This is a genomic window from Mucilaginibacter sp. 22184, assembly GCF_052045695.1.
In the GTDB taxonomy this organism is placed as follows: Bacteria; Bacteroidota; Bacteroidia; order Sphingobacteriales; family Sphingobacteriaceae; genus Mucilaginibacter.
In genome coordinates this window covers 225,918-240,643 of the sequence record NZ_JBQEPI010000003.1, presented here as the reverse complement: position 1 = coordinate 240,643, position 14,726 = coordinate 225,918, and the positions used below count along the sequence as shown (strand labels likewise).

Sequence of the window (14,726 nt, the reverse complement as noted above, 5' to 3'; positions counted from 1 at the left end):
AAAATAGTATTTGAAATGTTTTGAAAAATTACTACATTTGCGCTCTTGTTTTTAAAAAGATCGAAATAGAATAAAAATATACAGTCATGAAAAGAACTTTCCAGCCTTCTCAAAGAAAAAGAAGAAACAAACACGGTTTCCGTGAGCGCATGTCAACTGCTAACGGTAGAAGAATATTAGCAGCCAGAAGAGCTAAAGGCAGAAAAAGATTAACAGTTTCTGACGAAGGTCGTCATAAAGCATAAACCTGGTTGCTTGGTCCTTTCATAAGGGACATGGACCGTTTATATGCTCAAACTCCGGTTCAATTATGGCAACTATGTATACTTTTAAAAAAGAAGAACGATTATGTAACAAAAGGCTTATTGATAAGCTTTTTCATAACGGTTCTTCTTTTTTGTGTTATCCCTTCAAAGCTTCGTGGTTATTTCATTCCGAACCACAACTATTCCCCGCCCAGATTTTATTTTCGGTTTCAAAAAAGCGTTATAAGCACGCTGTCGACCGTAATTTAATAAAAAGATGCATGCGCGAGTCGTACAGGCTGCACAAGCAGGAATCTTTGTATAATTTACTAGTGGCGGCCGATAAAACTATTGTGCTGTCGGTGGGGTATATCGGAAAGGAAATCGTGCCCTATAGTGTTATTGAAAAAAAGATGCTGAAGATGCTAAACCAGCTTGGAGAGCAATTAACGACTGCAAATAACATCCCGGTGAAATGATATGAAGGGGCTGATCAGGATATTGAAGGCAATTGTTGGTGGTATTTTTATACTGTTGATCAAAATATATCAATATTTTATTTCCCCGCTTACAGGTGCTTCATGCCGGTATACACCAACCTGTTCGCAATACGGCGTAGAAGCTATCAAAAAACACGGCGCTTTTAAGGGCGGATGGTTAACTTTGAAACGCATTGCCAGCTGTCATCCGTGGGGAGGGCACGGCCATGATCCGGTACCGTGATTGGTATTTGTTCATTAGTTCAATGGTTCATTAGTATTTGTAGTGTGATATACTGTACTAACGGATATAACTGACATTGCAACCAATAAACAAATGAACCATTGAACTAATGAACTGAAAAAAATGAGCGTTATTTTACAAATAGAAACCGCAACCACTTCCTGTTCAGTAGCCCTGGCTGTTGATGGCAAAGTTGTTGCCTTTAAACAGATCAACGAACGTAACATACATGCAGAGGTGATTACGCTTTTTATTGATGAGTTGGTGACTTCTGCAAATTTAACTTATGCCGAGCTTGATGCTATTGCTGTAAGCAGTGGTCCTGGTTCCTATACTGGTTTAAGGATTGGGGTTTCGACGGCTAAGGGGCTTTGTTTTGCCCTGGATAAACCACTCATCGCTATCGAAACACTGGAAGCTATGGCTTATGGTATTATTCATAAAGATGACTTTATAGTTGATCAGAATGCACTTTTATGTCCCATGATAGATGCACGGCGCATGGAGGTATATTGTGCCTTGTTTGATGCTGCTGGCCAAAAAGTACGCCCAACCTCGGCAGATATTATAGATGAGCAAAGTTTTGCCGACGAACTCAATAAACAGCAGATCCTGTTTTTTGGTGATGGGGCCGATAAGTGCGAGGCTATATTAGGTAACAACCCTAACGCTAAATTTTTGTCAGGCTTTGTTAATTCGGCAACTTTTCTTACCCAAAAAGCCGCTGACAAATTCGGGAAGAAGGAATTTGAAGATGTAGCTTATTTTGAACCTTACTATCTCAAAGATTTTATAGCCGGAAAGAAAGCGTTATAAATAGCTTAATATTTAGATCCCTTTATTGGTGCTGGTTTTGAATAATCGCCCAAACAGGCGACCAAAAAAGCCCTTTTCGCCCATCGGAATGATGCTGGCGTTCATGGGGTGTTCAATTACGCGGCCGAATTTCAGGGTAAATCCTAAATAAAAATCACCTCCCGAATAATTACCCACATGATTTATTTGTGAGTTATTGTTTACAGCCGCTAATGCCAACTTGCCGGTATTGGTCAATCTTTCGGTACCTATATAAAATTCGGTATTAGGAGATTTGATCATGAGTTGTGTACCAATATTAAAAAAATGCATGTCGCTATAGCTTGTACTGAGCGTTGCAGTAAAAATACCCCGATAATTAAAATGGTTAACCAATGCTCCTGTAAAATCCGGATAGAATAAAGATTTTGAGGCTATAAGTGTTGGCGAGTATTTCCATAAATTGCCGTAGCCTATCCAATAGCTTTTGGTAGCACTCAATTCAGCAAGACCGTTTATGGGGGTAGTAAGTGGTTTAACTGTTTTATGATTATCGTCCTGCATTATTTTATGCACCCGGTCATAAAGCGTATCTGCAAAGTGCTGGGATCCTAAATTGTTGATCACACCACTATTATTAAAGTCATAAGTGGCCGACCGGTTACTCCAGTGAATAAAACCAAGATCTTTAATATTGCCCTGTATGGTTATGCGGTCATCTGTGGTGTAAGAGGCGCCCAAACTAATAGCGGCACCCGGATTGCGTAGATTGGGCAAGTAATCACGTGCATCGCGTTGGCCGGGAATATAGTTGGCATAATACCTGCCGGTTAAGCCGAGCAAGGCACTTGGGTTGTTTGGGTTTGTTCGATCAAAATCGATTTCCGAATGAGTAATGTTAAATTGCTGATACTGTATACCCAATAATGCGCTTACTTTAAAACCAAGGGCTATTTTTTTATTGATACGCTCGCGATATGAAAAACCTATCTGGTGATAAGCCTGGTACCGGTAATTGTCATTAAATATATTAGTATAATTATCGTTAGGAAAGTTCCTTGTTCCATTTAACAGGGCAAATGATTCGTCTGAAAAAAGTCCCCGGGCTTCTGCTTTAACCTGTGCCGAAAAGCCTATCTCTACATCGCCATTAAAACTTGTAAATAGCTTAAACATAATAGCATAAGCATTAATATTGGCGTTGAAATGATTGTATTTACCCTGGCCTATTTGTAAATTATCGGTAAAGTATTGTGAATTATTGCCGAATATTTTGCTTTTAAGAGTACGTTGCGCATTTCCGGTTAAATAGGTATTCACATTAAAACTCGGGATAAAAAAGTTAAAGGCGTATTGCCGGCTGGAATCCGGGATGAATGATCGTTGTGAGGGATTTTCGAAAGAATCATACAACGTGCCCGTATTGTATTGCGAAAATTGTTGTGCAGAAACTGATAAAGAGAAAAATAGTAGCCCAAAAAGAATTAATAGCTTATTTTTATTCATACGACAATTTGCCAAGTTTCTGTTTATTAATGGTTTATTTTAAACCAGTAGTAAATATTTCCCTAAACTCTAAGGAAATATTCAGACACAATAGCCCCTTTTAACGGGAATTGATAGCGTATGGTTGTATGTTTTTTTTATTTAATTTGAGTAGCAGTGCTGTCTGTATTATTCAGGCGCATGCATAGGTTGGTGTAGAAGTTTTTGTCAGAGGCACTAAACTGATAAGCAGCGGCATAAAAGCTTTTCCAACTGAGATCGGAGTTTTCAAAAGCGTCATAAAAAACATCTTTCAGATCACGTTTGAGTATTGATTGTGAGTTTTTAAAGTTGATGAAAAAAGCGATGTTACTTCTTTCGGCCAGCAGGTTATCAAACTGGTTATATTGATCAGTTTTACTGATAAACTTACGGTTAAAATAGGTATCTGAGTAACTGGTAAGTTCAGAGGCAGTTGCCGCCAGTACCAGATAGTTGTCAATGATCATAAAATAGGGTTTCCTGAAAATGCTGAAAGCATCACCTAATAGATAAAAGGGAATTTTATCGTAATTAAACTGCCCGATGTTATCATTGGTCATGGTACTCACATTCATCATAATAGGGCGTAATTTTGATCCGTCTTTAACAGAAACGATAGCGTATTTTTCCTGGTAACGGGTAGTTACTACTGCAAACTCGTTACCCAACAGGTGCTCAAATTCTGGTTTTAAAAGTACACCGGTTTCTGTCTTGATCTTGCTAAAAAGATCAACCTTGTCTTTATTGATACCTGCCTGGATATGCCATTGCGAAAGCTCAGCAGAAAATTTTGTAGGATCAGAGACAGCGAAGTTGATAGTATAGGCTGTAGTGGACGGAAAAATATCTTTTAAATGGTTCACCACTGGCTGCTGATCGGCGAATAGATTTAAATAGCTCGCTGTATGGTTATGCTGTATGGTAGTAAAACCACTAAACATCAACGCGTCGTTCTTAAAATTTAAAGTCAGGGCAGCTAAAGCAGGTAATAGCTTAAAGCTTTTAAAAATATCGGTATTCTTGTTTTTAAATACCTGGTCAAAGAGGGGGATAAGCTGGCTGTAATTAATATAAAGGTTAGCCAGGGAGTTGGAATTTTGCTGTTCGGGCAGCGGAACAAAGACGTTTTTGCTTTTATCATCCCGGTATAGTATACTTTGATCTATCAGCTCTTTTGAAAAGCTACCAGCAAAAATATTGTTTTCCTTTTGGGTGATGTAAAAATGTTTGTTAATGGCCTTGACCAATACATCATAGGTTACCCCAACAGCATTACGTATGGAGGCTACAGACAGGCCACTGGCAGGCTGGGTATTTAAGGCAGTGAGGGCATCGGTTTTAAAATCATTCGTAGTGGGCACGGTAATAAGCAGATTTATATCGTTGCTATTTGACGGATGTACCGAAATAAATACGTTTTGCCCATCGAAAAAATGTTCCAGTTGTGGTGAGGTGATCAATAATTTGCGGAGTGTATCCAGATCGGCCAGTTTATCTTTACCAATAATGGCGCCTAATAGCTGGTTGCCTTTAAAAATGTCGTAGAATCCTTTTTCGCTGTTAAATTCAAATACTGCGGTAGCATTATCAGGTATAGTATGCATCACCTGCCCGGTGCGTACCCCTGGCGGACTTAAATTTTTAAAGTAAACAACTGTTATAGCTATAGCAGCAGCAAGTAAAATTAAGGTGATAACTATCAGACGTTTCATAGCGGATTGCTTTACAAAGATAGAATTTTACGCTGCGGCATTAAAGTAATACTTTCAATTGGTTAACTTAGCTTTTTATATCTGCATGAACAAACAAATAATTATCACGGCTTCGTTTTTTGGTATGCTAGCCGTTATTACCGGAGCGTTTGGTGCTCACGGTTTAAAAGGGCGCTTATCTGCCGCTGATCTTGAAGTTTGGCACACTGCGGTACAGTACAATTTTTATCATGTATTCGCTTTGCTTTTCTTATCAACCTTTGCGCGCTTTAAAAACAACCAGATAACTCTGGCTTATTACTTTTTTACTTTTGGTATTCTTTTCTTTTCGGGATCATTATACTTGTTATCCTGCCGGAGTATTCTTGGCTGGGATTGGTTGATTGCCCTTGGCCCAATTACACCATTGGGTGGCTTGCTGTTTATTTTAGGTTGGCTGATGCTGGCTGTAGCTGCTTTTAGGAATAAATGATTTTTGGAGCAAGGCTTTTGGGGTAAAAGATCAAGGACTGGAATTGGAGTTGAGTATTTAGTTTTTAGAATTTCCCCTTTAGGGTTTAGAATTTAGTCTTTAGAGTTTAGGATTTACATGATATTGGAATTTGCTGAAATTGATCATACCGACCGTAAAACGCTTTTTGCCGAAGTGATTTTACCACTGGCAATTTCAAAAAATTATACCTATCGGGTGCCGTATGAACTGAATGATGCCATCGCCATAGGTAAAAGAGTAGTGGTGCAATTTGGTAAAAGTAAGTTGTACACTGCTATTGTTAAGGAAATCAGCACGCTTGCTCCCGAAAAATATGAAGCTAAATACATTATTGATATTCTGGACGATCAGCCGGTTGTAACGCCTCATCAGTTACATTTTTGGCAATGGCTGGCCGATTATTATATGTGCAATATTGGCGAGGTAATGAACGCCGCATTACCCGCTGCCCTAAAACTGGCCAGTGAAACCCGCATTGTGCTCAATAAAGAGTATGATATTGACCGCTCAACGCTACATGATAAGGAATTCTTGATTGTAGAAGCCCTGGATATCCAGCCGGAGCTTACCGTAAGTGATATTGCCAAATTATTGGGTCAGAAAACGGTAATGCCTATCCTGAAACTGATGTTCGAGAAAAACATCATCCATATATCCGAGGAAGTAAGCGAACGTTACAAACCCCGCAAGCGTACTTTTATTACATTGAACCCGGTTTATAACAATCCGGATAATTTACGTGAGCTTTTCCCGATACTGGAGAAGCGCGCTCCAAAGCAAGCTGATGCGCTGCTGGCTTATATAAAACTGGCACGTCATCAGAAAGCCATCACCAAAAATGAGCTGATAGAAGAAAGCGGAGCAGGTGAATCGAGCATTAAATCGCTTATAGAAAAAGAGATTCTTATCGCAGAGGAAAAAAATGTGAGCCGTTTGCATTTTGAAGAGGAAGAAGAACTGAACAGCAACTTTGAGTTAAGCGAACAGCAAACCGAAGTGCTGCAAAGTGTGCGTACGCAATTCCAGGAGAAAGATGTGGTACTGCTGCATGGAGTTACCTCATCGGGCAAAACACAGATCTACATCAGGTTGATAGAAGAAATGATGCGCAGCGACCGGCAGGTACTTTACCTGTTGCCCGAAATTGCCCTCACCACACATATCATTGAACGGCTACGCCTATATTTTGGTGCCGACATCGGTGTTTATCACTCCCGGTTTAATGATAACGAAAGGGTAGAGGTTTGGCAAAAGGTGCTGAACAATGATTATAAAGTAATACTGGGTGCGCGCTCATCGGTTTTTTTGCCATTTAATGATCTCGGCCTGATTGTGGTGGATGAGGAGCACGAAACCTCTTATAAACAATTTGATCCGGCTCCGCGATATAATGCCCGTGATGCAGCCATTTTTCTGGCCAATACGCATCAAGGTAAAGTGCTTTTAGGTTCGGCTACACCGTCGTTTGAAAGCTATTATAATGCCCGTACCCATAAGTATGGCTTTGCTGAACTTACTGAACGTTATGGCGGTGTACAACTGCCCGATGTACAGGTAGTAAGCATCAGTCATGAAACTAAGCAAAAAACTATACAATCGCATTTTACCAGTGTGCTGATGGAGGGTATTAATCAGACCCTGACCCATCAGGAGCAGGTGATCCTGTTTCAAAACCGGCGTGGATATGCCCCGGTGTTGATGTGTAAAATATGCGCATATACGCCAAAATGTATCAATTGCGATGTAAGTTTGACCTATCATAAGAGTAGCGGCAAACTGCATTGTCATTATTGTGGTTACCGGGAAGATTCACCGTCTATTTGTCCGGCATGCGGTTCAACGCACCTGGAATACAAAGGTTTTGGTACCGAAAAGATAGAGGACGAATTAAGTCTGTTACTACCCGAAGCTCGTATTGCCCGCATGGATCTGGATACCACCCGCGCCCGTAACTCCCTGCAAACCATATTAAACAATCTGGAAGAGAAAAAGATAGACATACTGGTAGGTACTCAAATGGTGGCCAAAGGGCTTGATTTTGCCGATGTTACCCTCATAGGAATCATCAATGCCGATAGCATGCTTAAATTTCCAGATTATCGGGCCAATGAGCGTAGTTTCCAGATGCTGGCACAGGTAAGCGGTCGTGCCGGACGACGGGGTAAACAGGGTAAAGTGGTGATCCAAACCTATGATCCTAATCACCGGGTTATCAAACAGGTGATCGCCAATGATTATAACGATCTGTATTTTACGGAAATGGAAGAGCGTAAAAGCTTTAAATATCCGCCGTTTTACCGCATCATCAATCTGGATATTAAACATAAAGACCCGGAAGTGTTATACAATCAGGCCAATTACCTGGGTAATGAACTGCGCAAACATTTTGGCGAGCGGGTAATAGGTCCTGAATCACCGCTCATCAGTCGCATCCGTAATTATTATATCAAATCTATCATGCTCAAATTTGAGCGGGATGGTATATCCATTGTTAAAGCTAAGGCTATACTGCGCGATGTGACCACCCAATTTCAAACAACTAAATTAAGCAAAGGCAGTATTATTCAGCCCGATGTTGATCCGTATTAAAGGGATGTTCTCCGATGCGTCATTGCGAGGAGGAACGACGTGGCAATCCCCGAATACCCGAGCCTTTCTGCACAGTTAAGGATTGCCACGCTATCGCTCGCAAATGAATCACGTTTTTGTTTATTGTTAATTATCTTAATTTTTTTACCGGCTAACACATAATGAATTACCCATCTCTACGTTACCCGCATCCCCTAAATGCTGAATTTCCTGTTACCTTTGCCTTATAAATGGCTTATAAGTATATTGATAATTATCGCGAAAAAGGCGCCCGTAAACGATTGGTTGACATCCTGCGAAAAAAAGGTATCCAGGATGAAGAAGTATTGCTGGCCATAAGCAAAGTACCGCGCCACTATTTTTTTGATGAAACTTTCTGGAACCAGGCCTACAGCGATATTGCCTTTCCGATAGGCGAGGGGCAAACCATATCGCAACCCTATACTGTTGCTTATCAAACAGAATTGCTCCATATACGCAAAGGCGATAAGGTACTGGAGATAGGCACAGGCTCAGGTTACCAAACCTGTATATTACTGGAACTCGGCGCTAAAGTTTATACGATTGAGCGCCAGGAAAAATTGTATGAGCGCACCCGGTTTATCCTGCCCGAAAAGATGGGTTATAAACCCAACTTTTTTTGTGGTGATGGTTCTATTGGTATAGCCAAACACGCGCCTTATGATAAGATCATCGTAACGGCCGGTGCACCTACAGTGCCTGATGTGCTTTTGAAACAACTCAAAATAGGTGGTATCCTGGTAATTCCGGTTGGTGACGAAGAAACTCAAAAAATGGTAACTATACTCAAGGTTGCCGAAAATGACTACGAAAAGATTGTGCTGGATACTTTCAGATTTGTGCCTTTGGTGGGAGATAAGGCATGGTGAGCCCCCAACCCCCTAAAGGGGGAGCTTTTGATTAGCAAATTCACTTAACAAAACAGCCTGCTTTAAATATTTAAAGCAGGCTGTTTTGTTAAGTGCACGCCCCCTTTAGGAGGTTTGGGGGGCTTACCTTTTCATTGCCCGGTCCATTTCAACTTTAGTGTCGCGCTCTTTCATTGTTTCGCGTTTGTCAAATGTCTTTTTACCTTGTGCAAGTCCAATTTCCAGTTTAGCAAAACCACGTTCGCTGATGAACAGGGCTAATGGCACAATGGTCAGGCCCTTTTCTTCGCCACGGGTTACCAGCTTTTTAAGCTCTTTTTTGGTAAGTAATAGCACACGGTCGCGTTTGGCCTCGTGGTTATAGAATGATCCGTATGAATATTCTGATATATGCAAATTGCGTACAAACAGTTGATTATTGATAAAGGTGCAAAAGGCATCGTTGATATTGGCCTTGCCCTCACGTATCGATTTTATTTCAGTGCCCAGCAATTGAATACCGGCTACATACTTATCCAGTATGTGGTATTCAAAATAAGCCTTCTTGTTTTTTATATATATTTTATCCTGAGTAGTCATGTTTTTCCTTTCGGTGAGGTGCAAATTTACGCAAAATAACCAAAACAGGTCTTGCTATATTATTACCTGCTTGGTTTTACCACCAATACCGGCACATTCACCATATGCCTAACCGAGTTTACAGTGGTACCAAAAATAAGATCTTTCAGGGCCTTGTGACCATGCGAACCCATCACAATAAAATCGACATTTTCTTCATTTACAATCTTAGCGATAGCGCTTGCCGGGTTACCATAACCAATTTGCGCCTGTGCTTTATAGCCCAGGTTTTCCAGGGCAGTAACATACTTATTCAGGTTGTCTACATCGCTTTGGGTTTCGTTATCCATAACCTGTTTACCATAGTAACGCGCGCCGGCAGTTTCCACCACATGGATCAGAGTATAAGTAGCCCGTTTGCCGCCCTGCATAATAGCATGGCGCAGGCAGTCGTTGTCGTTTTTTGAAAAATCGATGGTTATGGCTATGTGTTTATAAGTAATGGCATCAAGCTCGGTGATGGCACTGGCAATACCATGAGGTGCATAAAATGGCTGATCTTTATGTTTGTATAACATCGGTCTGAAAAATACATATATCAGCAGTAACGCTACAGCAAGAACAATGGGGAAAACCAGGGCATAGATCCAGGCGGCGGCGGATGGGTATTCTTTTATCCAATCAAATAATTGTTCGTATACCAATTTGCCGTTTAACGCAACAATAAGGATGGCGCAGGCCCAGGCCAATACTTTTACTTTAAGACTGATGGCAAATTTACCCATCCGTTTTTTGTCAGATGTAAAGTGGATAAGCGGGATAACCGCAAAACCCAGTTGCAGGCTCAGCACCACCTGGCTTAATATAATCAAGCTACCCAATCCCTCTTCTCCAAAATATATGATGGTGAAAACGGCCGGTACAATAGCCAGCACACGGGTAAGTAAACGGCGCAGCCAGGGCTCAATACGCAGGTTGATGTGGCCCTCCATAATAATTTGTCCGGCAAGTGTCCCCGTGATGGTAGAGCTTTGTCCTGAGGCTATCAAAGCGATGGCGAAAAGTACCGGGGCAACCCTGCCAAAAATATGCTCAAGCAGCTTATAGGCATCCTGTATTTCGGCAACTTTAAAATAGCCGTTTTTATAAAAGGCTGTAGCTGCCAGTATCAGGATTGCGGCGTTTACAAAAAAGGCCAGGTTAAGTGCTATAACGGTATCAAACAGGTTGAATTTAATAGCCGATTTAATACCCGCGTCTGTACGGGTGATTTGCCGGGTTTGCACCAGCGAGGAGTGCAGGTACAGATTATGCGGCATCACTGTAGCTCCAATAATACCTATGGCAATGTAAAGCGCGTCGCCACTTAAATTGCCGGGCGCAAAACCTTTGGCTATTTCAACTACGTTGGGCTGCACAATGAACATCTCTATTAAAAATGAAAGCCCTACAATAAATATCATGGATATGATAAAACCTTCCAGTTTACGCATGCCTTTGTTCATTAAATAAAGCATTAGGATGGTATCGGTTATGGTAAGCGATACGCCCCATATCAATGGCAGGTTAAATAGCAATTTTAAGCCGATGGCCATACCGATGATCTCGGCCAGATCGCAGGCTATAATGGCTATTTGCGCTAATACGTACAGCCAGAAATTCACAAAGCGGGGATAAGCATTTTTGGATGCCTGCGCCAGATCGAGCCCGCGAACAATGCCCAGGCGTGCGCTGAGCGACTGCAGCAGCAATGCGATGAGGTTGGAGGCAAATAATACCCATATTAGTTTATAACCAAAAGCGCTGCCCCCGGCAATGTCGGTAGCCCAGTTGCCCGGATCCATGTAACCTACGCTTACCAGGTAGGCCGGACCCAGAAAGGCCATTATTTTACGCCAGCCTGTTTTATTTTCGGTGCTAACCGAGCTGTGTACATCTCCTAATGATTGGTTATGGGTATCTGTCATAAAGCTATCAGTAAATTATTAGCCACTTCGCGGCTGATGTGTATCTCTTTTTTATTTTCTGTTTGTAAGATCACAGAATGATCAAACTCCACGATTTCTGTGATCGATATTTTTTTTCCCAGCGTAAGCTGTTGCTTTTCGAGGTATTGCAAAAAAGATGAGCTGTGATCACGCACCCCGGCTACGGTTCCGCAATTGTTTACACTTAATGTAGATATGGCTTTTAATTCAGAAGCGTTAAACCTGCCATTACAATCGGGGATGGGTTCGCCATGCGGGTCGTGCTGCGGATAATCCATAAATTCATCAAGCCGGTCAATCAGTTCGGCCGATGATATGTGCTCCATTTCCTCGGCCATATCATGTACCTGGTCCCACTTAAATTTAAGCTTTTCTACCAGGAAATACTCCCAGAGCCGGTGTTTGCGGATGATATTAACAGCGATCTTCTCGCCTGCGGGGGTTAAGCTTACGCCCTGGTAACGCGTATAATTGATCAGCGCCTTATCGGCTAGTTTTTTCAGCATGTCTGTTACCGAGGAAGCCTTGGTATTTAATGACGCGGCAATTTGGTTGGTGCTCACATTTCCGGCATCAATTGACAAATGGTAGATCGATTTTAAATAGTTTTCCTCGGCTAACGTATTCATTTATACAAATCTAATAAAAAATTTAGACTTATCTAAATTATGAAAATCGTGGGAAATATATTTTTGCTGAATTACTTTTAAGAGAAATATAATTTTGTGAACAGAGGAAAACTGTATATTTGCGTACATTATTGTAACCTAATGGCTGCGGAATTAGATAAAATCGATCTTCAAATACTTAAGATATTACAGGAAAACGGAAGAATAACCAACCTTCAACTTTCAAATGAAATAGGCCTTTCACCGGCCCCAACCCTGGAGCGTGTACGCAAGCTGGAGAACGCTGAGTACATCAAGAGTTATCATGCCCTGGTTGACGAGGAAAAACTGGGCCTGGGTATTAAAACCTTTATACAGATATCGCTTGATTTTCACCAGAAAAATACCATTCAAACATTTCTGGATGAGATCAAACACATTAAAGAGGTAACAGAGTGCCACCATGTAACCGGACAGTGCGATTTTTTGCTGAAAGTATACGTACGCGACATTAAATCATACGAACAACTGATCATGGAAAAGATAAGCCGTATCACGGTTGTAAAAACTTTCCAAACCATGATGATCATGTCAACCAGTAAAAAGGAACCAATAGTTCCTTTGGAGTATTAGTCCGAAAAGATGCAAGAGATTAGAGTCAAGAAGCAAGATCAAAACTTAGCTTCTTGACTTTTTTGTTTTACAACCGATCAGCAAGACTCTTGCTTCTTGACTCTAATTTCTTGATTCTCTTTTCAACTTATCTGCCAATTGATCTCTGCTTTTCCTTCTCTTTTTAATATCTCATTGGTTTTTGAAAATGGCTTGCTGCCAAAAAAGCCACGATCGGCAGAAAAAGGTGAGGGGTGGGGCGATTTAAGGATAAAATGTTTATTCTCATCAATTAATGCCGCTTTTGATTGCGCGAAGGCTCCCCAGAGTATAAATACAATGCCTTGTTTTTTGTCGGATATGGTTTTGATCACTTCGTCGGTAAATTCCTCCCAACCCTGTTTCTGGTGCGAACCTGGACTGCTGGCCCTAACCGTCAAGGTAGCGTTTAATAATAGCACTCCTTGTTTGGCCCAGTCTTCCAGGTTACCATGAGCTGGTATCTTAAATCCGGGAATATCGGTTTGCAGTTCTTTATAAATATTAATGAGCGAACGGGGAGTGGCGATGCCTTTTTGCACCGAGAACGAAAGCCCATGCGCCTGGTGTGCACCATGGTATGGGTCCTGGCCAAGTATCACCACTTTTACATCATCAAAATGGGTGGTGTTAAATGCGTTAAAAATTTCGCTGTTTTTAGGGTAAACCACCTGGCCTGCTGCCTTTTCTTTCTGTAAAAAATCCTTTAGTTTTATCATGTAGTCTTTCCCAAATTCGTCTTTCAGAACTTCCATCCAGGAGGGGTCTAATGCATTTGCCATAAATATTGATATAATGTTGATTAAGCGTACAAATTAACGGATATTTGCACTCAATATATAGTATCATAAATTATGTCAAATATTGTTAGGCTAATTATAGCCTGTGTACTGTTCGGTGCGGCGGTTGCGCTTTGTGCCTTCGGGTTTTGGGGCTGGGGAATTTTAGTTTTGTTTTTGGGCGGTATTGTGCTATTGAGCTTCTTCTTTAACGAGAATATGATCGTATCACAATTTTATCTGCGTAAGGAAAACTCTGAAAAAGCCGAAGCCTGGTTAATGAAGATCACTGATTACGAAAAACAGCTGCATAAAAACCAGCATGGCTATTATAACTTACTGATCGGTTTGATCGAATCGCGCAAGGCGCCAATGAAATCTGAAAAATACTTTAAGAAAGCGCTTCAGTTGGGTATGAAAATGTCGCACAATACGGCTTTGGCTAAATTGAGCCTGGCGGGTATCTCTATGGCTAAACGTAATAAACGCGAGGCGCAAATGTACCTTTCTGAGGCTGCCAAGGATGATAAGAATAAGTTACTGGCCGAGCAGATCAAGATGATGAAAACACAGATGGCTCAAATGGATAAGCAACAGGTAGTAAGGGGCGGATATCGCCAGTTCTAACAGGACAAGAAAATAATAAGGATAAAATAAAAAAGGGACGCGAAAGCATCCCTTTTTTATTTCTCGTCGATAGCGCTGAAATAATCGGCAGTAGCAGAATGGTTCTGGTAAGGCGATACTACACGGTCGCTATAAGAATAGTCGCTTTCTTCGGTCGGGTTGGCCACTTCGACCATCTTTAATAAACTCCTGATGAACGATAAGTTGAAGTTACTTCTGTTCAGTTTGATCAGGTATTCGTTCTCGGTGATCTCCAAAATTGAATTGGTCATGACTTTTTTTAATAGTTGTTTATTGCAAGTATAACCAACATAATTAAACACAAAGTACTGTTTATTTTAAGCTTTTATTAATAAATTGTTATTAAATTGCTGATACAGAGTTGGGTATCAAAATAGCCCTGATTATGGCCTCGTTAAGTGCTTGGCCGGGACAAAAGTAGCATAAAAAGGAGCACCAACAAGCGTCCTTTTATTTTTATTTTCAGAACACCTGCATTATAAATAATTCCGGCAACAGACCGACAGCGTTTATCTGTGAT

The 14,726-nt window shown here is 41.0% G+C and carries 16 protein-coding genes; 9 read left to right on the top strand and 7 right to left on the bottom strand.

From position 1 onward, the window contains the following. The first annotated feature begins 86 nt into the window (after positions 1-86). From rpmH to tsaB, 4 genes are all read left to right on the top strand, one after another. The gene (gene rpmH, locus ACTJKG_RS08510; RefSeq protein WP_110583460.1) at positions 87-245 is read left to right on the top strand and encodes a 50S ribosomal protein L34; all 159 of its coding nucleotides are present in this window, start codon (positions 87-89) and stop codon (positions 243-245) included. A 74-nt stretch (positions 246-319) separates the two neighbouring features. Beyond that, complete coding sequence (gene rnpA / locus ACTJKG_RS08505) at positions 320-724, top strand: ribonuclease P protein component (RefSeq protein WP_440738947.1); 405 nt, start codon at positions 320-322, stop codon at positions 722-724. 1 nt (position 725) lies between these two features. Beyond that, positions 726-968 (top strand): membrane protein insertion efficiency factor YidD, encoded by a 243-nt coding sequence (gene yidD, locus ACTJKG_RS08500; RefSeq protein WP_172335019.1) that lies wholly within the window; start codon positions 726-728, stop codon positions 966-968. Positions 969-1,091: 123 nt separating this feature from the next. Next, complete coding sequence (tsaB, locus tag ACTJKG_RS08495; protein ID WP_440738946.1) at positions 1,092-1,784, top strand: tRNA (adenosine(37)-N6)-threonylcarbamoyltransferase complex dimerization subunit type 1 TsaB; 693 nt, start codon at positions 1,092-1,094, stop codon at positions 1,782-1,784. 12 nt (positions 1,785-1,796) lie between these two features. On the opposite strand, the gene ACTJKG_RS08490 is transcribed toward tsaB, so the two are convergent. After that, positions 1,797-3,269 (bottom strand): DUF5723 family protein, encoded by a 1,473-nt coding sequence (locus tag ACTJKG_RS08490; RefSeq protein ID WP_440738945.1) that lies wholly within the window; start codon positions 3,267-3,269, stop codon positions 1,797-1,799. Positions 3,270-3,406: 137 nt separating this feature from the next. After that, complete coding sequence (locus ACTJKG_RS08485) at positions 3,407-5,002, bottom strand: hypothetical protein (protein WP_440738944.1); 1,596 nt, start codon at positions 5,000-5,002, stop codon at positions 3,407-3,409. An 85-nt stretch (positions 5,003-5,087) separates the two neighbouring features. On the opposite strand from ACTJKG_RS08485, the gene ACTJKG_RS08480 reads away from it, so the two are divergent. The 3 genes from ACTJKG_RS08480 (at position 5,088) to ACTJKG_RS08470 (ending at position 8,974) form a co-directional block, all read left to right on the top strand. Next, entirely contained in the window at positions 5,088-5,474 is a 387-nt protein-coding gene (locus ACTJKG_RS08480) for a DUF423 domain-containing protein (RefSeq protein WP_172335015.1), read from the top strand. Between the two features lie 117 nt (positions 5,475-5,591). Beyond that, positions 5,592-8,084: a replication restart helicase PriA gene (priA, locus tag ACTJKG_RS08475; RefSeq protein ID WP_440738943.1), complete on the top strand. Its 2,493-nt coding sequence runs from the start codon at positions 5,592-5,594 to the stop codon at positions 8,082-8,084. A gap of 230 nt (positions 8,085-8,314) precedes the next feature. Continuing rightward, a complete protein-coding gene (locus ACTJKG_RS08470) occupies positions 8,315-8,974 on the top strand; it encodes a protein-L-isoaspartate(D-aspartate) O-methyltransferase (RefSeq protein ID WP_172335013.1) in 660 nt (219 codons plus the stop codon). Between the two features lie 123 nt (positions 8,975-9,097). Here the strand turns inward: ACTJKG_RS08470 and smpB are convergent, their stop codons facing one another. From smpB to ACTJKG_RS08455, 3 genes are all read right to left on the bottom strand, one after another. Beyond that, on the bottom strand, positions 9,098-9,553 hold the full coding sequence (smpB, locus tag ACTJKG_RS08465) for an SsrA-binding protein SmpB (RefSeq protein ID WP_172335012.1): 456 nt from the start codon (positions 9,551-9,553) through the stop codon (positions 9,098-9,100). 62 nt (positions 9,554-9,615) lie between these two features. After that, positions 9,616-11,499: an Nramp family divalent metal transporter gene (locus ACTJKG_RS08460; protein ID WP_172335011.1), complete on the bottom strand. Its 1,884-nt coding sequence runs from the start codon at positions 11,497-11,499 to the stop codon at positions 9,616-9,618. Next, on the bottom strand, positions 11,496-12,149 hold the full coding sequence (locus ACTJKG_RS08455) for a metal-dependent transcriptional regulator (RefSeq protein ID WP_440738942.1): 654 nt from the start codon (positions 12,147-12,149) through the stop codon (positions 11,496-11,498). Before ACTJKG_RS08455 ends, ACTJKG_RS08460 begins: the two co-directional genes overlap by 4 nt. Positions 12,150-12,290: 141 nt before the next feature. On the opposite strand from ACTJKG_RS08455, the gene ACTJKG_RS08450 reads away from it, so the two are divergent. Further along, positions 12,291-12,761, top strand: coding sequence for an Lrp/AsnC family transcriptional regulator (locus ACTJKG_RS08450; RefSeq protein ID WP_090465496.1), 471 nt, complete (start codon positions 12,291-12,293; stop codon positions 12,759-12,761). Positions 12,762-12,883: 122 nt separating this feature from the next. Here ACTJKG_RS08450 and ung read toward each other — a convergent pair whose 3' ends face one another. Further along, positions 12,884-13,561 (bottom strand): uracil-DNA glycosylase, encoded by a 678-nt coding sequence (gene ung / locus ACTJKG_RS08445; RefSeq protein WP_172335009.1) that lies wholly within the window; start codon positions 13,559-13,561, stop codon positions 12,884-12,886. Positions 13,562-13,633: 72 nt separating this feature from the next. Here ung and ACTJKG_RS08440 point away from each other — a divergent pair, with 72 nt between their 5' ends. After that, positions 13,634-14,185 (top strand): DUF2892 domain-containing protein, encoded by a 552-nt coding sequence (locus ACTJKG_RS08440; protein ID WP_172335008.1) that lies wholly within the window; start codon positions 13,634-13,636, stop codon positions 14,183-14,185. Positions 14,186-14,241: 56 nt separating this feature from the next. Here the strand turns inward: ACTJKG_RS08440 and ACTJKG_RS08435 are convergent, their stop codons facing one another. After that, positions 14,242-14,457, bottom strand: a complete 216-nt coding sequence (locus tag ACTJKG_RS08435; RefSeq protein WP_076375321.1) for a hypothetical protein — start codon at positions 14,455-14,457, stop codon at positions 14,242-14,244. Between the last annotated feature and the right edge of the window lie 269 nt (positions 14,458-14,726).

Bases quoted from the DNA above. Each gene is read 5' to 3' on its own strand.
- ACTJKG_RS08485 (WP_440738944.1), bottom strand. From the start codon at position 5,002: ATGAAACGTCTGATAGTTATCACCTTAATTTTACTTGCTGCTGCTATA.
- ACTJKG_RS08455 (WP_440738942.1), bottom strand. From the start codon at position 12,149: ATGAATACGTTAGCCGAGGAAAACTATTTAAAATCGATCTACCATTTG.
- ACTJKG_RS08435 (WP_076375321.1), bottom strand. From the start codon at position 14,457: ATGACCAATTCAATTTTGGAGATCACCGAGAACGAATACCTGATCAAA.
- ACTJKG_RS08460 (WP_172335011.1), bottom strand. From the start codon at position 11,499: ATGACAGATACCCATAACCAATCATTAGGAGATGTACACAGCTCGGTT.
- rnpA (WP_440738947.1), top strand. From the start codon at position 320: ATGTATACTTTTAAAAAAGAAGAACGATTATGTAACAAAAGGCTTATT.
- ACTJKG_RS08440 (WP_172335008.1), top strand. From the start codon at position 13,634: ATGTCAAATATTGTTAGGCTAATTATAGCCTGTGTACTGTTCGGTGCG.
- ACTJKG_RS08480 (WP_172335015.1), top strand. From the start codon at position 5,088: ATGAACAAACAAATAATTATCACGGCTTCGTTTTTTGGTATGCTAGCC.
- ACTJKG_RS08470 (WP_172335013.1), top strand. From the start codon at position 8,315: ATGGCTTATAAGTATATTGATAATTATCGCGAAAAAGGCGCCCGTAAA.
- yidD (WP_172335019.1), top strand. From the start codon at position 726: ATGAAGGGGCTGATCAGGATATTGAAGGCAATTGTTGGTGGTATTTTT.
- ung (WP_172335009.1), bottom strand. From the start codon at position 13,561: ATGGCAAATGCATTAGACCCCTCCTGGATGGAAGTTCTGAAAGACGAA.
- priA (WP_440738943.1), top strand. From the start codon at position 5,592: ATGATATTGGAATTTGCTGAAATTGATCATACCGACCGTAAAACGCTT.
- ACTJKG_RS08490 (WP_440738945.1), bottom strand. From the start codon at position 3,269: ATGAATAAAAATAAGCTATTAATTCTTTTTGGGCTACTATTTTTCTCT.
- smpB (WP_172335012.1), bottom strand. From the start codon at position 9,553: ATGACTACTCAGGATAAAATATATATAAAAAACAAGAAGGCTTATTTT.
- rpmH (WP_110583460.1), top strand. From the start codon at position 87: ATGAAAAGAACTTTCCAGCCTTCTCAAAGAAAAAGAAGAAACAAACAC.
- ACTJKG_RS08450 (WP_090465496.1), top strand. From the start codon at position 12,291: ATGGCTGCGGAATTAGATAAAATCGATCTTCAAATACTTAAGATATTA.
- tsaB (WP_440738946.1), top strand. From the start codon at position 1,092: ATGAGCGTTATTTTACAAATAGAAACCGCAACCACTTCCTGTTCAGTA.